This window comes from Agrococcus sp. ARC_14, assembly GCF_022436485.1.
Taxonomy (GTDB): domain Bacteria; phylum Actinomycetota; class Actinomycetes; order Actinomycetales; family Microbacteriaceae; genus Agrococcus.
On the sequence record NZ_JAKUDO010000001.1, the window covers coordinates 2,004,632 to 2,023,826 of the forward strand.

Below are 19,195 nucleotides of genomic sequence, written 5' to 3' on the forward strand. Positions count from 1 at the left end.
GAACCCCGCACGGAAGCAGCCCATGATCTACGTCGCGCTCGCCATCTTCGCCATCACCCTGATCCTCGTCATCTGGCAGCCGAAAGGGCTTGGCATCGGATGGACGGCGCTGGGCGGCGCGGTGCTGGCCCTACTGACGGGTGTCGTGAGCCTGTCGGATGTGCCCGTGGTCTGGGATCTCGTGTGGAACGCGACGTTCGCGTTCGTGGCGATCGTCATCATCTCGCTCGTGCTCGACGAGGCAGGCTTCTTCGAGTGGGCAGCGCTGCACGTCGCCCGGTGGGGCCGCGGCAACGGCCGCCTGCTATTCGCGCTCATCGTGCTGCTCGGAGCTGGCATCGCCGCCGTCTTCGCGAACGACGGCGCAGCCCTGATCCTCACCCCGATCGTCATCCAGATGCTTGTCGCCCTGCGGTTCCCGGCAGCCGCGTCTCTGGCGTTCGTCATGGCATGCGGGTTCATCGCGGACGCGGGCAGCCTGCCGCTCGTCGTCTCGAACCTCGTCAACATCGTCACGGCCGACTTCTTCGACATCGGCTTCGCACGCTACGCGCAGGTCATGGTGCCGGTCGGCATCATCGCGGTGCTCGCCAGCCTCGCCATGCTGCTGCTGTACTTCCGACGCTCAATCCCTCGCACGTACGATCTCTCCGCGCTCGCCGCCCCGCGCTCCGCGGTGCGTGACGAACTGACCTTCCGCGCCGGATGGGTCGTGCTCGCCGTGCTGCTCGTCGGCTACTTCCTGGCCGAGCCTCTCCACATACCGCTCTCGGCCGTCGCCGGCGTCGGCGCGATCGCGCTCATGCTCGTCGCCGCGCGCCAGCCCGCGTTCGTGTTCGCGTCGGTGCGGCGCCGGGAGACGGTCGTCGTCGCCGCCGGAACGTCGTCGCTGGATGTCGTCGACTCGCCGAACGGCGGCGAGCGAGATGCCTCGCAGGGCGTGTCGGTGCGCCGGGTGCTGCGCGAAGCGCCCTGGCAGATCGTGCTCTTCTCGATCGGCATGTACCTCGTGGTCTACGGGCTGCGCAACGAGGGCATCACCGCCCAGCTCTCGTTAGTGTTCGCGGGCATCGCCGACGAGGGGGTCGTCGTCACAGCGCTGGGTGTCGGCGTCATCGTCGCTGTCCTGGCGTCGCTGATGAACAACATGCCGACGGTGCTGATCGCCGCGCTTGCGGTCGCAGGCGCCGGCACGACGGGGCTCGCCCATGAGACCATGGTCTACGCGACCGTCATCGGCGCTGACCTCGGCCCGAAGATCACGCCGATCGGCAGCCTCGCGACGCTCTTGTGGCTGCACGTGCTTGCCCGGAAGGGCATCGTGATCACCTGGGGCCAGTACTTCCGCACCGGCATCGTCCTTACGATCCCCGTGCTCATCGTCACACTGCTCGCGCTCGCGGGTTGGCTTCTGCTCCTCAGCGCCTGATCGCCTCGGCACCCGTATGCTCGGCCTGCTCGCGGGCCGCATGGCCCGGCTCGACGTCCCTGGAACGCGGGCGGTCGCCTTCTCGCTTGCGACCAGGAACTCGCTCGTCGTCCTCCCGCTCGCACTGGCATTGCCCGCGACACTCGGCATCGCCCCGCTCGCCGTCGTCACCCAAACCCTCGTCGAGCTGGTGGCCATGGTGGTGCTCGTGCGGCTGGTGCCACGCTTCATCCCAGAGCGTGTCAATCGTGGGCGCGGCTCATCGTCGCGTGGAGCTCACGACGTACGTTGATATCCCCGGTATCCAGTCAAGGTGGGTAGTACCCCCACTCGCACACTTGGTGTCACTCCCGTGCGGGCCGCAAGCTTGTCCGAAATCAGTGCCTGACCGGTGCTTTCTCCAGTTCAACTCCGCGCGACCCTCCTCCACGTCCTCGTAACGTCAGTGCCTGCTGTATATTCAGTGTGTGCTGACTATTACGAATCAACTGGACGTGATGCATCGGCTCGGGCGCGCCATGGCGGATCCGTCACGCTCGCGCATCTTGCTGACCTTGCTGCAGGGGCCGAACTATCCCGCTGTCCTTGCGCGCGAGCTCGAGCTGACACGCTCGAACGTATCGAACCATCTCGCCTGCCTGCGTGACTGCGGCATCGCCGTGGCCGAGCCTGAGGGCCGCCAGACGCGGTACGAGATCGCCGACCCGCACCTCGCGCGGGCGCTTACTGCGCTGGTCGAGGTGACGTTGGCTATCGACGAGCAAGCGCTATGCCTCGATCCGGAGTGCCCGGTCCCCGGCTGCTGCGAGTCGGCCCGATGAGCGCGGAGACGCTGACCGCGGCACGACGGAGCACTCTGCATCGCCGAGTGCGGTTCATCGTCGGCTTCACGATCACCTACAACGTCATCGAGGCGATTGTCGCGATCTGGGCGGGCTCGATGGCCTCCTCGGCCGCGCTGATCGGGTTCGGGCTCGATTCGATCGTCGAGGTGCTCTCTGCGGCAGCGGTCGCGTGGCAGTTCACGCGCAAGGATCCGGAACGGTGGGAGAAGGTGACTGTCCGAGCGATCGGCATCGCGTTCTTTGCTCTCGCCGCGTACGTCATCATCGACGCGGTGCTCACGCTGACCGGAGTGGAAGAGGTCGATCACAGCCCGCTCGGTATCGGCATCGCCACCCTCAGCCTGCTCGTCATGCCGGCTCTAGCCTGGTTCGAGTTCCGCACCGGTCGCGAGCTGGGTTCGCGCAGCGTGCAGGCGGACGCCAAGCAGCTGCTCCTGTGCATCTACCTGTCGGGCACGGTGCTCATCGGCCTGTTGCTCAACCTGCTCTTCGGCTGGATGTGGGCAGATTCCGTGGCTGCACTCATCGTCGCCGGGCTCGCGATCCGCGAAGGGGTCGAGGCGTGGCGCGGCGATGTCGAATCGCCCTTCGAAGTCCTGGGCGAGCTCGAGGCGAAGGACAACTAGATGCTCGCGACCATTGCCTCCGCGATCGGCATGTTCGCGGCAACCAACATCGACGACATCGTCATACTCACCGTGCTCTTCCTCGCTTCATCCCGCGGCGGGCCGCGGCCCTGGCAGATCATCCTCGGCCAGTACCTGGGATTCGCGACGCTCGTTGCGATCAGCGTTGTCGCGGCACTCGGGCTCACGATCATCCCGGACGAGTGGGTCGGCTTCCTCGGCCTCATCCCGCTGCTGATCGGTGTAATCGGACTCATCCGGGGACTGCGCGAGCGCGACGATGCAGATCCTGACGAGTCGGCGATGAAGAACCTCGGCCTGCTCGGCATCGCCGGAATCACCATCGCGAATGGGGCGGACAACATCAGCCTCTACACGCCGGTGTTCCGAACCATCTCGCCCGCCGACACCGCGATCACCATCGTCGTGTTCCTCGCTCTGGTGAGCGTCTGGTGCCTCTTCGGGAAGCTCATCGGCACGCACAAGGCCGTCACCGAGACCCTCGAGCGGATCGAGCACTGGCTGGTCCCCGCCGTGTTCATCGGCCTCGGCCTGTTCATCCTGATCGAATCCGGCGTCACCCCCCGCCTATTCGAAGCACTGGCCTGATGTCGACGACTGGCAACAGCTCACCAAGTCCCTCGGCGGCACAGACAGCCGTCGCGGGGGGCGCCGCCTCGCCGCACACGAGACCTCGACTATGGAGGGTGACCCTGCTCGGCTACGTCTCCGCGCTCGCCGCCGTGGCGATCGATCAACTCAGCAAGGTCTGGGCAGAGGCGACCCTCGCTGTCGGCGAGCGTCATCCGGTGCTGGGCGACATGCTCGCGATGCAGCTCACCTACAACCCGGGGGCGGCATTCTCGCTCGGCGCCAGCGCAACGCCGCTCATCACCGTCCTCGCCGCTGCGGGCACGATGTTCGCGGCTTGGCTCACCTGGAGAACCACGTCGCTGCCGTGGGCGCTCAGCCTTGGCCTCATCCTCGGCGGCGCCCTCGGGAACATCATCGACCGCCTGGCACGACACCCCGGTCCCGGCCGAGGCCACGTCGTGGACTTCATCGCCTACGCCGACTGGTTCATCGGAAATGTCGCAGACGTGTTCGTATTCGGTGGTTTGGCGCTCTGCATCGCCTTCGCCTTCATGGGTAAGCCCATGCGGCCCTAGCCCTGAGCACGTGGCTGTGGTGCGCGCGGGCGAGTCCGAGCGCGGGAGCTCACGACCTGAGTTGATATCCCCGGTATCCAGTCGAATAGGGTACGAAGCCCTCACGCCCGTCTGATATCCCCCGCGCGCCCAGGCGAGCCTCGCTCCAATCTGGTCGCTGACCGGTGCTTTCCCAGCGCGAACCCGGCCCGTGACAGTCGAGGGTCGCTCCGATTGGTGCAAATCCTGCACCACCACGGATGCGCTCCTGACCGGCACTTTCGCGCTCGTTGTTGCATTTTCTGACCGAATGGTGCAGATTCTGGTACGGAGGTCACCATGGAGTCCTCGGGTCGAGTGCACCTGCTTCGGGCCTCCGGCGCGCCCGTCGATCAGGACGCGCTGGTCACATCGATGCTCGACGGCTGGGCGCGAGCGCAACTCGCACAGGCCTTCCAGCAGCGCACTATCAATCGCCGCTCGCGCTCGGTGCAGCGCCTGATCGACTGGTCCGGGAAGTACCCCTGGCAATGGACACAGCTCGAGGCCGAAGACTTCTTCGCCGAGCTGCGCGGGATCCACCACCTGGCACACTCCACGATCCGGGCGATCCAGACCGACATCGCCCTGTTCCTCGGCTACGCGGCAGACCCTACCTACCCTCGGGCCCGGCACTGCTCCGAACTGCTGGGCGCGCCATTCAACCCGATCGCAGCCCGACGCATGGTGCATCGTCAGGAGGGCCCAGCGAACCCCTCCAAACGCCCCTTCTCCCCCGCCGAGCTGCAGGCATTCTTCGACTACGCCGACGACGAGGTCGAACGCATCCTGCGCTCCGGCAAGCACGGCGCCCTGGCTTCGGGATCGCGACATCGACGGTGCCGACGCGCGTGTCGAGCGGGCGGTGCCGGTAGCCGTTGCGATGCGTCGTGCGGTCGGGGCTGGGCTGGCCCCATTCGGCGCCGACGACCGTGTCGGCGTCGGCGTTGATCATCGTCTGCAACAGCGAGCGCATCAGATCCGGCGATGCGTCGGTCAGGGCTTCTGCCAGCACGCCGGCAGGGTCGACAATATGAGGAGCGGTCATCGTGATGACTCCATTCGAGTGGGTTGTAGGAGATTCCTCGAAGGATCACACGGTGACCGCGTCTACGTCATCGTGACGAGCCGCGCCACCGGCGTTACACCACTATGCGGGACTCAACTCAGATGGTCGGGCCATCGGTGTGTCGTGAGCACGACGTTCGCTCCAACGGACTGACTTGTTCGAGGTGCGGTCGCTGTGTTCCAGGAGCGAAGATGGGATGCACGGCCCGTGTCGTTGGGCGCGGACGGCGGCGAGCGCTCTCCACATCATCGTGACTCGCTAAGGGATCGGCTTACGGGCCGTGAGTCACGGCAGCACCCACCTAAAGTTGAAACCGCCACGGAGCATCCACAGCACCCCGCCACTTAACGGCGAAAGCCACAAACTACGACTCTTTTCGCGTCCACAACGCGTCTCAGAATTAATCGCGCGTCCGCAGGTTCTGCGACCCTTTCTGACACACCGGATCGTGCGTTACTCCATACCGTCTAGGCGCCGCGTTCCCCGGTGCACCGTCGTTCAGGCAGGGTTGCCTCCACTGGCGGCGAGTGCGGCCAGTTCGCTGCGGCGAGACGCACCGAGGTGCCGCATGGCCTGCCGCACGTGGAACTTCACCGTGTTGGCACTGATCCCGAGATGATCGGCGACCTCAGGGTTCGTCATGCCTTGGGCGATCAGGACGACGACCTGCCGCTGCCGGGGGGTGAGATCCTCGAGAGCGGTCCCGGTCGCTGGCGCGGGCGGGTCTAGGGGGAAGACGATCTGCAGGTGCGATCCCCAGCCGGGCGTGGAGTCGAGGTCCCAGGTGCCGCCGGCGGACTCGACGTGCTCGGCGACGGGTCGTAGCGCGTCATCCTCGCGCCGCACCTGCCCGGGACCGTCGTCGTGCATATTGACCAGCAGGTTGGTGCCGTCGCAGGCCCACTCGATGCGCTCACGTGTGACGTCGCCGGCGTCGAGATGTACCAGCAGCGCGTTCCGGACCGCCGCCCGGGCGGCGCGCGCGGTCGGGGCCGGGACCGCGCGGCCCGTGGCGGGCGGTGGGATGAACTCAATCGCCATGTCGCCGAACCGGTTCAGCGGGGCCAGCTCGTCCTTCAGCTTCTCGAACGCACCGACCGCCGGCTCGAACGCCTCGGCCTGCTCCGCCTCGACCGTCTCGCGCAGCGCGATCATCGTTCGGGTCGCCAGCTGCTCGGCCTCGACACGGGCCACGCGGTCGGTCAGCCGGTCGGAGCGCAGGATCGCGAGCAGGGACCGGATCGCGACGGCGAACCGGTCCGGATCCCTTCCGGTCTCGGAACGGTCACTCTGGGGCGCCTCCATCCGCCCGAGCCTACCCGGACGGGTGGGCACCCTCCGCCTCCGGGTAGAGGTGCGGACCGCCCCGCGCTCCTACCGTGAAGGGCATGAGCACCACAGTTCAAACCGCCCCCTGTGCGTCATCGAGCACCTCCACAGTTGTGCAGATCGCCGAGGAGATCAGCGGCGTTGCGGCTCGGATCCAGCACGACGAGACAGCCGCCCTGGAAGCTGCCGCGGACCGCATCCGCGGTGCCCGGCGCGTCTTCGTACACGGCGCCGGACGCTCCGGCATCGCGCTGCGGATGGTCGCGATGCGGTTGATGCACCTGGGCCTCGAGGCCCACGTGGTCGGTGAGGCGACCGCCCCCGCCCTCGGCGAGGGCGACCTGCTGATCGCCGCCAGCGGCTCCGGCACCACCGGCTCCGTGGTGCGCGTCGCCGAGGCAACACGCTCGGCCGGAGGTGAGGTCCTGGCGCTGACCACGGACGACGCCTCCCCGCTGGCCGCGCTCGCCACGACCACGGTCGTCGTCCCGGCGGCCGCCAAGTCCGACCGCAGCAGCCGCGTCACCGCCCAGTACGCCGGCTCGCTGTTCGAGCAGAGCGTGCTGGTCGTCGGCGACGCACTCTTCGCCGTCTTGTGGCACCGCTCGGGGCAGGACCGCGACCAGCTCAAGGCCCGCCACGCGAACCTCGAGTGATGCTCCACCGCCGACTTCTCACACTCCACCGAAAGGAATCCCCATGAAGATCCAGTTCGCCATCGACACCACCACTACCCAGAAGGCGCTGGAGCTTGCGGCCGCCGCAGCCCCCAGCGTCGACATCCTGGAGCTGGGCACCCCCCTGATCAAGTCCGAGGGTACCGCCGCGATCACCGCGCTGAAGAACGCGCACCCGGACAAGCAGATCTTCGCCGACCTGAAGATCATGGACACCGGCGACCTCGAGGCCAACCTCGCGTTCGAGGCCGGCGCCGACCTGGTCACCGTCCTCGGAGTCGCCGACAACAGCACCATCAAGGGCGCCGTCGGCGCCGGGCGCGCCCACGGCAAGAGCGTCGTGGTCGACCTCATCGGCGTCAAGGACAAGGTGACCCGCGCCCGCGAGGTCACCGAGCTGGGCGCGACCTTCGTCGAGATCCACGCCGGGCTGGACGAACAGGCCCAGGACGGGTACTCCCTGGACACCCTGCTGACCGCGGGCAAGGAGGCCGGCGTCCCGTTCTCGGTCGCCGGAGGCGTCTCACCCAGCACGATCGGCGCCGTCCAGTCCGCCGGTGCCCAGGTCGCCGTCGTCGGCAGCGCAATCTACTCCGCCGAGGACCCGGCGTCCGCCGCCGCAGCCGTGCGCCAGGCAGTCACCGCCTGAGGAAGCCTCCGACCCGCTGACCTGTGGGTCGAGCTCCCGCCTGAAGGACGACTCTGCGAGGTTCGTGGTGATCTTGCCGGTCGCGTCGTGACGCATGAGGGCTCGTGGCCCGGCTGAGACTTGCGTCCTAAGACATTCAGAATCAGAGGGCCACGAGCCCAGTGCGGAGCCAAGGTGCTGCCCACGAAAACTCGTGTCGACACCCCCCCCCGGGACAGACCACCGCAACGAAAGGCAACGTCGGGACGACCTGGAGCATCCTGCACGCTCGCCTTGTCTCCACGACGGCGGGGCTCCTTCGATTTCGGATGGCTGGTCCTCCCAGACCACCGTCGTCGAAGGAGCCCCGCCGTCCTGGTGGAGACACACGGATGGGGAATCTCAGCGAGCAGGTCCGCGGACGTGTACCTGAGCGCCGTCAACGTCGGCGCTGCCCCCTCCTTTCGTCGAGGGCGCCGGCCGCCGGTCCGAGGGCCGGCGGGCGACGCCCACCACGGATGTCACGGAAGGCTTGGCCGCCAGGGCGGGCAGCAAGGGCCGTGCCGGCGTTGGCCGGGATGGTGGGGTCGAGGACGACCTTGATCGCGCCGTCCTGCGTCTTCTGGAAGGCCTCGTACGCCCCGGGCCCGTCCTCCAGCGAGAGCCGGTGGGTGCGCAGGTCCAGCACGCCGAGTGGGTAGCCGGGTCCGCTCTAGCCCGTGGGTGGACACAAGTCGTGCCTGGGCAGCGTCGGTGAGGCCGAAGTAGGACCACCAGAGCTGGCCGGCGATGAGCACCGCCAGGATGACCGCTGTAAGTACGCCCGGTTGACTCAGGCCTCGGGGTTGGCGCCGGTCCCGACCTGGACGATGGTCTCGCCAAGGGCGATGATGATGATCAGCCCGTGCCGGTCGACGAAGTAGCGGGGCAGCACGCGAAGTCCCCCGACTCCGACAACCAGCGGGCCGCCGAGGTCGATCAGCGCGGCGAGGATCCACACCAGCTCCCGGTACGGCGCATCGAGGAACGCCGCGAGCAGGACGAGGCAGGGTCCGGCCAACAGGCTGGGCATCAGATGGATGGCCGCTGATCGCTGCTCGCGGCTGTGCCAGGTCTCGAGTGCCAGGAGCACCAGGTGCACGAGCCGCACACACAGGAAGGCCACCGCGAAGACCAGAGCCCGATCGCCGAAAGCATCTGGTAGCGCGATGCCGGCGACCAGCATCGCTGCCATGGCGGCAATAGTCAGGACCCGCGCCGCCACTCCGGCATCGCCGGTGCTGTTGGTCAGCCAGGCGTAGCAGACCCAGGTCCACCACACTGCTGTCAACGCCAACGCGCCTCGTCCGAGTCCCAGCCACGAACTCTCGGCAAGCATCAGTTGGGTGACCTGGGACATCGGGAACACGAAGACCAGGTCGAAGAACAGCTCCAGGGCGTCTGTGGTCCGGTCGTCCTTCTCGGTGCCCGGCTCGGCGCTATTCACATCCATCGATGCCCTTCTGACGGGATCGGGACGGCGCAGGAGCAGCGTCGTTGCCCTCAGTCGATCACCGGGGTCCTCCGACCGCAAGGCACGGGCGCAGCCCAGGAGTCAGCGCATCTCGGCCAGTGACCCTCGCAGTCTTGCCCACCGACCCTTTCTCGACTCGGTCAAGAGCTGCGGCGTAGCGCGTCGCCGTACGCGTACATTCCCTCGGCGCCCTCGATGGCGAACGTTGTCAGTCGAGCAGCGGACCCGCCCAGCGCCAGTCGTCCTGCGGCCCGAGGTACTCGACCCGCTGCACGTCCTCGTCGTGGTCGCCGTCCCTCGCCCAGGCGAGCGCGGCCGCGTGGTCCTCGAAGTCACCCTCCTCGACGACGTCACCCATGGCGTCCAGGAACCGGTAGGAGGTCATGTCCCGGGATTCTCCTCCACGCGCGCAGCGTGTCAAGATGGATCGTGACCTACGACCCGAGCGACACCTTCGTGCACGTGCGGGGCGCCAGCGAGCACAACCTGCGCGACGTCGACGTCGACATCCCCCGCGACGCCATGGTCGCCTTCACCGGGGTCTCCGGATCCGGCAAGTCGTCGCTTGCTTTCGGCACGCTGTACTCCGAGGCGCAGCGCCGCTACTTCGAGTCGGTTGCGCCGTACGCCCGTCGGCTGCTGCAACAGGTCGGTGCGCCGCACGTGCAGGAGATCACCGGACTCCCGCCGGCCGTGGCCCTCCAGCAGCGGCGTGGTGCGCCCAGCTCGCGGTCGACGGTCGGCACGATCACGACGCTGTCGAACCTGCTCCGGATGCTCTACTCACGAGCGGGGAGCTACCCGTCGGGTGCCGCGCACCTGGCCGCCGAAGCCTTCTCGCCGAACACCGCCGCCGGTGCCTGCCTGCGCTGCCACGGGCTGGGCGTCGTGCACGACGTGGCCGAGGACCTCCTCGTCCCGGACCCGTCGCTGAGCATCCGCGACGGCGCGATCGCGGCCTGGCCCGGTGCCTGGCAGGGTGCCAACCTCCGCAGCATCGTGAGTGGTCTCGACATCGACATCGAGAAGCCCTGGAGCAGGCTGAGGAAGCAGGACCGGGACTGGCTGCTCTTCACCGACGAGCAGCCATCGGTGCTGATCAAACCCCAACGGGACCGCATCGACCACGGCTACTACGGGAAGTTCTGGAGCGCCCGCAAGCACGTCATGCACGTGCTCTCCGACTCCACGAGCGAGCGGATGCGCGAACGGGCGCTGCGGTTCGTGCGCAGCGTGGCCTGTCCTGAGTGTCACGGCAGCGGGCTGCGGCCGGAGGCGCTCGCGGTCACCGTTGCCGGGTGCTCCATCGCCGAGGTCAACGCGATGTCGTTCGCCGACGTGGTCGCTGTCCTGCGGCCCGTCGCCGAGCTGCCCGAGGAGACCAACGAGGTGGCGGTACGGATCTGCGCCGACCTGGTCGCGCGCGTCGAGGTGCTGCTCGACCTCGGCCTGGGCTACCTCAGCCTCGGGCGCTCCTCGACGACCCTGTCGCCCGGCGAGGCCCAGCGCCTGCGCATCGCGACCCAGCTGCGGTCCGGCCTGTTCGGGGTCGTCTACGTGCTGGACGAGCCCTCGGCCGGCCTGCACCCGGCCGATGCCGAGCCCCTGCTCGACGTGCTGGCCCGGCTCAAGGCGTCGGGCAACTCACTCTTCGTGGTCGAGCACGACATGGACGTCGTACGCCGCGCGGACTGGGTCATCGACATCGGGCCGGGCGCCGGGGAGGGCGGTGGTCGGGTGCTCTACAGCGGCCCGGTGGCCGGCCTGGAGGACGTCGAGGAGTCCGCCACGAGCAAGTACCTGTTCGGGCGCGCCGAGCCCCTCGACCACACCCCGCGGTCCCCGCACGGCCACCTGCACCTGCGCGGCGTCTCCCGCCACAACCTCACCGACGTCTCGGTCGACATCCCGCTCCGCGTGCTGACGGCGGTCACCGGCGTCTCCGGGTCGGGGAAGTCGACGCTGGTCACGCAGGTGCTCGCCGAGCTCGTGCGCTGCCATCTGGGCCTGGCGCCCGAGGACCCCGACCAGGCCGACCTCGAGGTCGACGTGGAGGACGCGTCGGGACTCGAGTCGTTCGACCGTCTCGTCCTGGTCGACCAGCGCCCCATCGGGCGTACGCCGCGGTCCAACCTGGCGACGTACACGGGGATGTTCGACGCGGTGCGCAAGCTGTATGCAGCGACGGACGAGGCGAAGGCCCGCGGCTATGGCGCCGGTCGGTTCTCCTTCAACGTCGCCGAGGGCCGGTGCGAGACCTGTCAGGGCGAGGGCTTCGTTGCTGTCGAGCTGTTGTTCCTGCCAGGCACCTACGCGGCGTGCCCGACCTGTCATGGCTCCCGTTACAACGCCGAGACGCTGGAGGTGACCTACGAGGGCAGGACCATCGCCGACGTGCTGGCGATGACGGTCGACGACGCGGCGAGGTTCCTTGCGGACGTCCCCGCGGCCTCCCGGAGCCTCGAGACGCTGCGCGAGGTGGGGCTGGGGTACTTGCGGCTGGGCCAACCCGCGACGGAGCTCAGCGGCGGTGAGGCGCAGCGCATCAAGCTGGCCACCGAGCTGCAGCGCGCTCGCCGCGGCCACGCGCTGTACCTGCTCGACGAACCGACGGCGGGCCTCCACCCTGCCGACATCGCCCTGCTGCTGCGACAGCTGCACCTGCTCGTCGAGGCCGGCAACACCGTCGTCCTCGTCGAGCACGACCTCGACACGATCGCCACCGCAGACTGGGTCATCGACCTCGGCCCCGGCGGCGGCGACGCGGGTGGAAGGGTGGTCGCTACCGGCACCCCGACCGACGTCGCCTCGGCCGAGGGCAGTGCCACGGCGCCGTACCTTGCGCGCCGGCTGACTCATCGACCACGAGCAGACTCATGAGTTGCCCTGTGTCAACCCCTGTAGCGTCAGGCGGCCTTGGGGGTGTGTTCGTTGAGGATGCGTTGGAGGGCGTTGTGGCGGTCGGGGTCGTAGGCGAGGTGGTCTTGCCAGCAGCGCCTGAATCGCCCCGGTTCTGGTGGAGGGTCTGATTCCCCGAGAGGATGATGGCCATGCCAGCACCGAAGAAGTACCCGCAGGAGTTGCGGGAGCGGGCCATGCGGCTCGTGCAGGAGGCGCGCAAGGAGGATCCGGAGCTGTCGCTGAACGCGGCGGTGGTGCGGATCGGACAGCGCACGGGCGTGAACCCCGACACGCTCCGCGGTTGGATGAAGCAGGCCGCGATCGATTCGGGCGAGCGCCCCGGCGTGACCGCCACGGATGCGAAGCGCATCAAGGATCTTGAGGCTGAGGTGCGCGAGCTCAAGCGTGCGAACGAGATCCTGTTGGCGGCCTCGAGTTTCTTCGCGCGGGAGCTCGACCCGCGTTTGCCCTGGTAGTCGCGTTCGTGGACGACCACCGAGACCGGTTCGGCGTCGCGCCGATCTGCCGCGTGCTCACCGAGCACGGCGTGCCGATCGCGCCGTCCGGCAACTACGCCTTCAAACAGCGACCGCCCTCGCAGCGGGCGCTGCGCGATGCGGAACTGCTGGTCGCGATCGAGCGGGTCTTCTGGGATCGCACGCTCGGCCGCGGCATCTCCGGCGCCAGGAAGATCTGGCGCCTGTTGGTCCGCGAGGGCCACGTCGTCGCGCGCTGCACGGTCGAGCGGCTCATGCGGCAGGCGGGCCTGCAGGGCGTGCGACGCGGTAAGCGGTTCGTCACCACCCGCCCCGACGAGGCGGCCGTGCGGCCGCCGGATCACGTGCAGCGCGTCTTCCACGCCGAGCGGCCGAACGCGCTCTGGGTGGTGGACTTCACGTACGTGCCGACCTGGTGCGGCATGGCGTTCACCGCGTTCGTCACCGACGTGTTCTCCCGCCGCATCGTCGGCTGGCGGACGATGGGCCGCATGCCCACCGAACTGCCGCTGGACGCGCTGGAGATGGCGCTCTGGGTGCGCGACCGCGCCGGCGAAGTCGTCGAGGGCGTCGTGCAGCACTCGGACGCCGGGTCGCAATACACAGCGATTCGCTACGCCGAGCGGCTCGCCGATGCCGGTGCGATCGCCTCGATCGGCACGGTAGGCGACTCGTACGATAACGCCCTGGCCGAGTCGGTCGTAGGGCTCTACAAGACCGAGTGCGTGAAGCTCGACGGCCCGTTCCGGACCGTCGACGAGCTCGAGCTCGCGACGCTCTCCTGGGTCCACTGGTTCAACGAGAACCGGCTCCACTCATCGATCGGATACCTCACGCCGATCGAGATGGAGAACGCGTACTACCGTGAGATCAACTACCAGCGTCAGCCGATGCTGGGAGAACTCGCCCTCCACTGAACCCGGGGCGATTCACCGGTCTTGGCTGCGGCGAGGTGGATGAGGCGGGTCTGGATGTCGACGATCCGGCGGGTCAACTCGGCCGGGTTGGTGGCTTCGAAGATCGCCTCGAGCTCGGCCCGCTTCTGGTCGCTGAGGATGCCGCTTTCGATCACGCGCTGGAACGGGGTGCGGGGCGCGTCGTAGACGCGGGTGGCCTTGCCGTTGCGGTTGACGCGCCAGCCGATCGCCTTGGTGGTGGCGGTGAACATGTTGAAGCGGATCCGCACCAGGTCGTAGAGCTCGTTCAGCAGCCGCAGCTCCATCGCGGTGTCGTAGCGGTAGTGGAACGCGAATCGGCGCACGATGTCGGCGTTCTTCTGCTCCACGTGCGCGTTTCCCAGATGAGGGTGTAGGTCGGCCGGGCGCGTCGGTCCGCAGATAGACGTCGAGGTCTCCCGACGATGGAGGTTCCTACGCCATCCATCCGAAAGACCTCGACGTGCCCGTCGCTACCCCGCCGGCCGGCTTCGGCCGCCCTGACCTAACCGCCTTCGCGGCTCATCCCAATCGGCTCTGATCGGGTCTGCTGACCCTCTCGACGAGAACGCAGCGACATCACAGCCACCCAACCCCGACCGTCCGGGAAGCCGGGGCACGTCACATGGGCTGTGCTGCGGGCGTGTCGAGTGGGTAGTCCAGGGGCGACGCAGGAGCGTCGACGCGACGTGCTGAGAGGTGGTTCCAACCGAGCGCTAGGACACAAGCTACAGGCATGCGATAGGTCAGGAACGGCGTCGCTCCCTGCGCAGGAGGGAGCGCAGAGTCTCGGCGTTTGCGTAGCCGACCCGTAGCGCGATCTCGGCGGAGGTGAGGTCCGTGGTTGCTGAGAGGTGTCGAGCTCGTTCGGTGCGAAGCCGTTGGACGAAGCCGAGCGGAGTGAGGTTGAGCGCCGCACGGACTCGTCGTTCGAGGGTGCGCCGGCTGGTGCCGAGCGACTGCGCGACGAAGGCGACGTTGAACGGTTCGTCCAGGCGGGCGCGCACGAAGCGTTCGAACTCGACGACGATCGGGTCCTCGTGCCGGAGATGTTCGTAGGCGACGAAAGCCGCCTGCGACGGGCGCTCGTCGATGATGAGGAGCTTGGCGACATGTTGGGCCAGGTCGGGGCTGATCGATCGCACGAGTGAGAGCGCGAGGTCGATGTGGGCGAAGGCGGCGCCGGCGGTGACGAGGTTCCCGTCGACCACGACCATGGTGTCGAGATCGAGGGCGACGGTCGGATAGCGCTTCCGGAACTCCGGCCCCAGGAACCAGCTGGTCGTCGCCCGCCGATGATGCATCCGTCCGGTCTCGGCGACGGCGAACACGCCGGTGCACGCCGCGGCGATCCGGGTGGTCGCGTCGTCGAGGCGCCCGAGTGAGGCGATGACCGAACGAGCATCTCGACTCTGGAGGGCGTCGTGGGTCGCGGCGGCCGTGAGGGTTCCAAGCGCAGGGACGACGACCACGTCGAACTCTCCGGACTCCGGCAGCGGGTGGTCCACCGACAGGGTCATCGATGCCGTCGTGGTCACTCGCCGTTTCGGTCCGAGGATGGCGAGTTCGATCGGGTCGATCCGCGGGTCGACATCGCCGCGGGCTCCGTCGGCCACCCGCACGATGTCGATGATCGACGCGATAGCCGAACCGAAGCAGCCGTCGATCGCGATCAGTCCGATACGCATGACGTAAACAATAGCAATACTGCCGTATACGCCACTCCCCATCGGCCCTCGCTCGTCATACGCTGAACTCGCCCCACGAAGAACCCCGACACCTAGGAGAACCCCTCATGTCCACACCCGCATCACTTCCGTATGCCTTCGTCGCCAAGATCGTCGCGGCCGATGGACAGCACGCCGCGGTCGCCGATCTGCTCGCCGGCGCTGTCGCACTCGCCAACGAAGAAGTAGGAACGATTGTCTGGTTCGCGGTCAGGACCCACGCCGACACCTTCTGGATCTTCGATGCATTCCCCGACGAGGCCGCTCGCGACGCCCACGCCAACGGCGCCATCGTCGCAGCCCTGATGGCCAACCAGCACCTCCTCGGCGCAGCACCCGAGATCCTGGCGGCCGACGTCCTCGCGTCCAAGCTCCCGTAGTCCGCCAACGCACGAGACGATCGCGCCCCGCCGAGCCGTCGGACCCGACCGCCTCGACGCCCGCACCACGTTGACGATCCCCGACGGGCCGATCACGAGGGGGGGCCAGGCAACACCAGGCGCAAGCCTGGAGCGGCACTGGTTCACCGGTGGTCATCGAGAGAGCCAGCGCATGATGGCGATCTTGCACGACAAGGTAAATATTGCCGACGCCGTCGACGCCACCCCCATCACCTTGGAGGACGCCCCCCTTGGGTATGCGGAGTTCGACGCTGGAGCAGCGACCAAGTACGTCCTTAATCCTCACGGCTACGTCTCGGCATGAGACGCCTGCCTACTCAACAGCAACCAACTAGGAGCCATCAACATGTCAGCACTCACCCTCGCCGATGCGCGCACGATCATCACCGCAGCCGAGAAAAAGGCGGATGAACTCGGTCAGCCGATGAACATCGCCGTTGTCGACGCCGGCGGGAACCTAATCGCCCACGTACGTCAGGACGGTGCCTGGATCGGGAGCATTGACATCTCGATCAACAAGGCGTGGACCTCCAAGGCTTTTGACATCCAGACCAAGGACCTGGGCGACAACTCGCAGCCCACCCAGCAGTTCTTCCGGATTCACGCCACCAACGAAGGACGCGTTGCGATCTTCGCTGGCGGTGTCCCACTGTCGCGCGATGGCGTTGTCGTAGGCGGCGTGGGAGTCAGCGGTGGCTCCGGTGAACAAGACCAGAGCGTCGCCCTTGCGGCCCAGGCCGCTCTGTAGTCCAGCGCGCACAACACGTCACCGGGCGCGACCCTCTGGAGAGTGGTCGCGCCCGGTCACTACTTCGCCGATGGCACCGCCAAGGTCCTCACCACCGACGGCCACGAGGGCAAGGTCTACGAGTTCACCGGCGACACGGCGTTGTCCTACGCCGACATCGCCGACGCGTTCGGGCAGGTCACTGGCAGCGAGGTCGTCTACCAGCCGGTTGCGGCGGCCGACGTGGTTGCCGCGATGGTGCAAGCCGGCCTCGACGAGGAGACCGCGGGCTTCGTCGCGGCGATCGACACCAGTATCGCCGAAGGCCCGCTCGACCTGGTCGACCCGATTCTGGGCCAGCTCATCGGCCGGCCCACCACAACGCTGGTCGACGTCCTCAGGGCGGCCTGAGGCGCGACCCTGGCGAGTTCTGGGTCACGTCGCCACGCCATGGAGCGACAGCGCAAGGGGCCCGTCAGGCCCAGATGTACTCCTCGGCGATCGCGCCGTCGCGCCACTTGGCCACAGTGACCATGCGGTCACCGTTCTCGAACTCGCCAATGACACTTCGGGCTTAAGGAGCGACAGGGTCAAGGTATCGGCCAGAGCGCCCCGGATAGGGATCGGCAAGTGGGGACGTCCGGACATAGCCGATGAGCGGACGCCCCTCGGTCCGCAACCTGTCCAGATCACTGCGTAGGGTTCCGGCGTGCGTTGCCTGCTTGTGTCCCTCGTGGTCGTCTCCCTCCTGTGCTCTTGCTCCCCGGAGAAGGGGTTCGGAGAGTCGAAGGAAGTCAGCGCCGGTGACTACGGGTCTACGTGGCCGCTGACCGTGGACTCGGTCCTGCTGAACTGCAACGAGGACTTCGTCCTAGTGCAGGTAGTGGGCCATGCGTTCCGCATCGACGGCCTCACCGACCCGCAACACGCACACCGCAAGTTCCTGCGCCTTTGGGGGGTCTTCCCAGATGACGGTGTAGGTCGGCCGGGCGCGTCGGTCCGCAGATAGACGTCGAGGTCTCCCGACGACGGAGGTTCCTACGCCATCCATCGGAAAGACCTCGACGTGTCCGACGCTACCCCGCCGGCCGGCTTCGGCCGCCCTGACCTGACCGCCTTCGCTCGACTCGACGGCCTCGGTCTGAGCGTGACCGGGCAACGACTTGAACCGGATCGTGCGGTCCTCGCGTGCCGCGTGGTGGAACCAGATCAGTGGTGCCGACGGTGCGGCAGCGAAGTTAAGTCCCGCATAGTGGTGTAACGCTCGGTGACCGGGCTCGTCGCTACCGACGTGAGCGCGGTCACCGTGTGATCCTTCGAGGAATCTCCTACAACCCACTCGAAAGGCATCAACACGATGACCGCTCCTCATATTGTCGACCCTGCCGGCGTGCTGGCAGAAGCCCTAACCGACGCGTCGCCGGATCTGATGCGCTCGCTGCTGCAGACGATGATCAACGCGCTGCTGTCCGCCGACGCCGACGCGGTCGTCGGCGCCGAATGGGGCCAGCCCAGCCCCGACCGCGCGACGCATGGCAACGGCTACCGGCACCGCCCGCTCGACACGCGCGTCGGCACCGTCGATGTCGCGATCCCGAAGCTGCGGCAGGGCACCTACTTCCCTGACTGGCTGCTCGAGCGGCGCAAGCGTGCCGAGACCGCGCTGATCACCGTCGTCGCCGACTGCTACCTCGCCGGCGTCTCCACCCGGCGGATGGACAAGCTGGTGAAGACGCTCGGCATCCACTCGCTGTCGAAGTCGCAGGTCTCGCGCATGGCGGCCGATCTCGACGAGCACGTCGAGCAGTTCCGGCACCGGCCGCTGGATGAGGCGGGACCATTCACGTTCGTCGCCGCCGACGCGCTCACGATGAAGGTCCGCGAAGGCGGGCGCGTGATCAATGCCGTCGTGCTGGTCACTACCGGCGTCAACGCCGACGGGCGCCGCGATGTGCTCGGCATGCGCGTGGCCACCAGCGAGACCGGGCCGGCCTGGAACAGCTTCTTCGCCGACCTTGTCGCCCGCGGGCTGACCGGCGTGCGACTGGTCACCTCCGACGCCCACCAGGGCCTGGTGGAGGCGATCGCCGCGAACCTCCCAGGGGCCAGCTGGCGGCGCTGCAGAACGCACTACGCGGTGAACCTCATGTCCGTCACGCCCAAGAACCTCTGGCCAGCCGTGAAGGCGATGCTGCACTCCGTCTACGATCAGCCAGACCGAGACGCCGTCCACGCTCAGTTCGATCGACTGCTCGACTACCTCGACGGGAAGCTGCCCGACGCGTTCGAGCACCTCGACGCGGCGCGCGCCGACATCCTCGCCTTCGCGCAGTTCCCCGAAGGCCTCTGGCAGCAGATCTGGTCGAACAACCCGAACGAGCGCCTGAACCGCGAGATCCGTCGCCGCACCGACTCCGTCGGCATCTTCCCAAACCGCGACGCCATCACCCGCCTGGTCGGCGCGGTCCTGGCGGAGCAGACCGACGAATGGGCCGAAGGGCGCCGCTACCTCGGCCTCGAGATGCTCGCCAAGAGCCGCCTCACACTCGTGGCCGACACCGGTAGCGAGGTGACTACCGAACCCGCCCTCCAGCTCTCCGCCTAACCAGCCAGAACGAAGGACACCGCTACACCACTACCGGGGACTTGACCCTCGCGGGAGACCTCGTGCTGAAGCCTCACCGCTCTGCCGTCGAGTTGGAAT

General features: G+C 67.7%; 20 protein-coding genes, 3 pseudogenes and 1 other annotated feature. Of the genes and pseudogenes, 16 read left to right on the forward strand and 7 right to left on the reverse strand.

What is annotated here, in order from left to right:
• Window positions 1–25: 25 nt before the first annotated feature.
• The 6 genes from MKD51_RS09880 (at window position 26) to MKD51_RS09905 (ending at window position 4,069) form a co-directional block, all read left to right on the forward strand.
• Window positions 26–1,429, forward strand: coding sequence for an arsenic transporter (locus MKD51_RS09880; RefSeq protein ID WP_240240928.1), 1,404 nt, complete (start codon window positions 26–28; stop codon window positions 1,427–1,429).
• A gap of 16 nt (window positions 1,430–1,445) precedes the next feature.
• On the forward strand, window positions 1,446–1,721 hold the full coding sequence (locus MKD51_RS09885) for a hypothetical protein (RefSeq protein ID WP_240240130.1): 276 nt from the start codon (window positions 1,446–1,448) through the stop codon (window positions 1,719–1,721).
• A 175-nt stretch (window positions 1,722–1,896) separates the two neighbouring features.
• Window positions 1,897–2,250, forward strand: a complete 354-nt coding sequence (locus MKD51_RS09890) for a metalloregulator ArsR/SmtB family transcription factor (RefSeq protein WP_240240131.1) — start codon at window positions 1,897–1,899, stop codon at window positions 2,248–2,250.
• Window positions 2,247–2,900 (forward strand): cation transporter, encoded by a 654-nt coding sequence (locus tag MKD51_RS09895; RefSeq protein WP_240240132.1) that lies wholly within the window; start codon window positions 2,247–2,249, stop codon window positions 2,898–2,900. The genes MKD51_RS09890 and MKD51_RS09895 overlap by 4 nt, the downstream gene beginning before the upstream one ends.
• Window positions 2,901–3,509 carry a cadmium resistance transporter gene (locus tag MKD51_RS09900; protein WP_240240133.1) on the forward strand — a complete coding sequence of 203 codons (609 nt, stop codon included), beginning with the start codon at window positions 2,901–2,903 and terminating at the stop codon, window positions 3,507–3,509.
• A 98-nt stretch (window positions 3,510–3,607) separates the two neighbouring features.
• The gene (locus MKD51_RS09905) at window positions 3,608–4,069 is read left to right on the forward strand and encodes a signal peptidase II (protein ID WP_240240134.1); all 462 of its coding nucleotides are present in this window, start codon (window positions 3,608–3,610) and stop codon (window positions 4,067–4,069) included.
• Window positions 4,070–4,748: 679 nt separating this feature from the next.
• Here the strand turns inward: MKD51_RS09905 and MKD51_RS09910 are convergent.
• Both MKD51_RS09910 and MKD51_RS09915 read right to left on the reverse strand, forming a co-directional pair.
• Window positions 4,749–5,135 carry a transposase gene (locus MKD51_RS09910; RefSeq protein WP_240240135.1) on the reverse strand — a complete coding sequence of 129 codons (387 nt, stop codon included), beginning with the start codon at window positions 5,133–5,135 and terminating at the stop codon, window positions 4,749–4,751.
• A gap of 519 nt (window positions 5,136–5,654) precedes the next feature.
• A complete protein-coding gene (locus MKD51_RS09915; RefSeq protein ID WP_240240136.1) occupies window positions 5,655–6,461 on the reverse strand; it encodes a helix-turn-helix transcriptional regulator in 807 nt (268 codons plus the stop codon).
• Window positions 6,462–6,544: 83 nt separating this feature from the next.
• Between MKD51_RS09915 and hxlB the strand changes: the two genes are divergently transcribed.
• Both hxlB and hxlA read left to right on the forward strand, forming a co-directional pair.
• Window positions 6,545–7,141: a 6-phospho-3-hexuloisomerase gene (gene hxlB / locus MKD51_RS09920; protein WP_240240137.1), complete on the forward strand. Its 597-nt coding sequence runs from the start codon at window positions 6,545–6,547 to the stop codon at window positions 7,139–7,141.
• A gap of 43 nt (window positions 7,142–7,184) precedes the next feature.
• Window positions 7,185–7,811: a 3-hexulose-6-phosphate synthase gene (hxlA, locus tag MKD51_RS09925; RefSeq protein WP_240240138.1), complete on the forward strand. Its 627-nt coding sequence runs from the start codon at window positions 7,185–7,187 to the stop codon at window positions 7,809–7,811.
• 562 nt (window positions 7,812–8,373) lie between these two features.
• On the opposite strand, the pseudogene MKD51_RS09930 reads toward hxlA, so the two are convergent.
• The 3 genes and pseudogenes from MKD51_RS09930 to MKD51_RS09940 form a co-directional block, all read right to left on the reverse strand.
• A pseudogene (locus tag MKD51_RS09930) lies at window positions 8,374–8,487 on the reverse strand (glutathione-dependent formaldehyde dehydrogenase); the annotation flags it as partial.
• Between the two features lie 135 nt (window positions 8,488–8,622).
• Window positions 8,623–9,282 (reverse strand): low temperature requirement protein A, encoded by a 660-nt coding sequence (locus MKD51_RS09935; protein WP_240240139.1) that lies wholly within the window; start codon window positions 9,280–9,282, stop codon window positions 8,623–8,625.
• Between the two features lie 229 nt (window positions 9,283–9,511).
• Window positions 9,512–9,688: a hypothetical protein gene (locus MKD51_RS09940; protein WP_240240140.1), complete on the reverse strand. Its 177-nt coding sequence runs from the start codon at window positions 9,686–9,688 to the stop codon at window positions 9,512–9,514.
• 29 nt (window positions 9,689–9,717) lie between these two features.
• On the opposite strand from MKD51_RS09940, the gene uvrA reads away from it, so the two are divergent.
• Window positions 9,718–12,183: an excinuclease ABC subunit UvrA gene (uvrA, locus tag MKD51_RS09945; RefSeq protein ID WP_240240141.1), complete on the forward strand. Its 2,466-nt coding sequence runs from the start codon at window positions 9,718–9,720 to the stop codon at window positions 12,181–12,183.
• A gap of 164 nt (window positions 12,184–12,347) precedes the next feature.
• Window positions 12,348–13,618, forward strand: a protein-coding gene (locus tag MKD51_RS09950; RefSeq protein WP_240240142.1) for an IS3 family transposase whose coding sequence is annotated in 2 segments (ribosomal slippage) — window positions 12,348–12,639 and window positions 12,639–13,618 — 1,272 coding nt in all. Because the reading frame shifts where the segments join, the coding sequence is not laid out codon by codon here.
• Window positions 12,639–12,766: a sequence feature (AL1L pseudoknot), on the forward strand. (Overlaps the previous gene by 128 nt.)
• On the opposite strand, the gene MKD51_RS09955 is transcribed toward MKD51_RS09950, so the two are convergent.
• Both MKD51_RS09955 and MKD51_RS09960 read right to left on the reverse strand, forming a co-directional pair.
• Window positions 13,585–13,986, reverse strand: coding sequence for a transposase (locus MKD51_RS09955; RefSeq protein WP_240240143.1), 402 nt, complete (start codon window positions 13,984–13,986; stop codon window positions 13,585–13,587). The genes MKD51_RS09950 and MKD51_RS09955 overlap by 34 nt on opposite strands.
• Before the next feature lie 396 nt (window positions 13,987–14,382).
• Window positions 14,383–15,324 (reverse strand): helix-turn-helix domain-containing protein, encoded by a 942-nt coding sequence (locus tag MKD51_RS09960; protein WP_087136509.1) that lies wholly within the window; start codon window positions 15,322–15,324, stop codon window positions 14,383–14,385.
• A gap of 107 nt (window positions 15,325–15,431) precedes the next feature.
• On the opposite strand from MKD51_RS09960, the gene MKD51_RS09965 reads away from it, so the two are divergent.
• The 6 genes and pseudogenes from MKD51_RS09965 (at window position 15,432) to MKD51_RS09990 (ending at window position 19,096) form a co-directional block, all read left to right on the forward strand.
• The gene (locus tag MKD51_RS09965) at window positions 15,432–15,743 is read left to right on the forward strand and encodes an antibiotic biosynthesis monooxygenase (RefSeq protein WP_240240144.1); all 312 of its coding nucleotides are present in this window, start codon (window positions 15,432–15,434) and stop codon (window positions 15,741–15,743) included.
• 166 nt (window positions 15,744–15,909) lie between these two features.
• Window positions 15,910–16,068 (forward strand): annotated as a pseudogene (locus MKD51_RS09970) (formaldehyde dehydrogenase, glutathione-independent); the annotation flags it as partial.
• 42 nt (window positions 16,069–16,110) lie between these two features.
• A complete protein-coding gene (locus MKD51_RS09975) occupies window positions 16,111–16,512 on the forward strand; it encodes a heme-binding protein (protein ID WP_240240145.1) in 402 nt (133 codons plus the stop codon).
• Between the two features lie 42 nt (window positions 16,513–16,554).
• The gene (locus tag MKD51_RS09980) at window positions 16,555–16,902 is read left to right on the forward strand and encodes a hypothetical protein (RefSeq protein WP_240240146.1); all 348 of its coding nucleotides are present in this window, start codon (window positions 16,555–16,557) and stop codon (window positions 16,900–16,902) included.
• A 655-nt stretch (window positions 16,903–17,557) separates the two neighbouring features.
• Window positions 17,558–17,728, forward strand: a pseudogene (locus tag MKD51_RS16355) (ISL3 family transposase); the annotation flags it as partial.
• Between the two features lie 120 nt (window positions 17,729–17,848).
• Window positions 17,849–19,096, forward strand: coding sequence for an IS256 family transposase (locus MKD51_RS09990; protein ID WP_240240147.1), 1,248 nt, complete (start codon window positions 17,849–17,851; stop codon window positions 19,094–19,096).
• The last annotated feature ends 99 nt before the right edge of the window (window positions 19,097–19,195 follow it).

What these genes read in the sequence shown, in the direction of transcription:
- MKD51_RS09885 (WP_240240130.1), top strand. Translation starts at nt 1,446, where the DNA reads ATGCTCGGCCTGCTCGCGGGCCGCATGGCCCGGCTCGACGTCCCTGGA.
- MKD51_RS09895 (WP_240240132.1), top strand. Translation starts at nt 2,247, where the DNA reads ATGAGCGCGGAGACGCTGACCGCGGCACGACGGAGCACTCTGCATCGC.
- MKD51_RS09900 (WP_240240133.1), top strand. Translation starts at nt 2,901, where the DNA reads ATGCTCGCGACCATTGCCTCCGCGATCGGCATGTTCGCGGCAACCAAC.
- MKD51_RS09910 (WP_240240135.1), bottom strand. Translation starts at nt 5,135, where the DNA reads ATGACCGCTCCTCATATTGTCGACCCTGCCGGCGTGCTGGCAGAAGCC.
- MKD51_RS09915 (WP_240240136.1), bottom strand. Translation starts at nt 6,461, where the DNA reads ATGGAGGCGCCCCAGAGTGACCGTTCCGAGACCGGAAGGGATCCGGAC.
- hxlB (WP_240240137.1), top strand. Translation starts at nt 6,545, where the DNA reads ATGAGCACCACAGTTCAAACCGCCCCCTGTGCGTCATCGAGCACCTCC.
- hxlA (WP_240240138.1), top strand. Translation starts at nt 7,185, where the DNA reads ATGAAGATCCAGTTCGCCATCGACACCACCACTACCCAGAAGGCGCTG.
- MKD51_RS09935 (WP_240240139.1), bottom strand. Translation starts at nt 9,282, where the DNA reads ATGGATGTGAATAGCGCCGAGCCGGGCACCGAGAAGGACGACCGGACC.
- MKD51_RS09940 (WP_240240140.1), bottom strand. Translation starts at nt 9,688, where the DNA reads ATGACCTCCTACCGGTTCCTGGACGCCATGGGTGACGTCGTCGAGGAG.
- MKD51_RS09960 (WP_087136509.1), bottom strand. Translation starts at nt 15,324, where the DNA reads ATGCGTATCGGACTGATCGCGATCGACGGCTGCTTCGGTTCGGCTATC.
- MKD51_RS09965 (WP_240240144.1), top strand. Translation starts at nt 15,432, where the DNA reads ATGTCCACACCCGCATCACTTCCGTATGCCTTCGTCGCCAAGATCGTC.
- MKD51_RS09975 (WP_240240145.1), top strand. Translation starts at nt 16,111, where the DNA reads ATGTCAGCACTCACCCTCGCCGATGCGCGCACGATCATCACCGCAGCC.
- MKD51_RS09990 (WP_240240147.1), top strand. Translation starts at nt 17,849, where the DNA reads ATGACCGCTCCTCATATTGTCGACCCTGCCGGCGTGCTGGCAGAAGCC.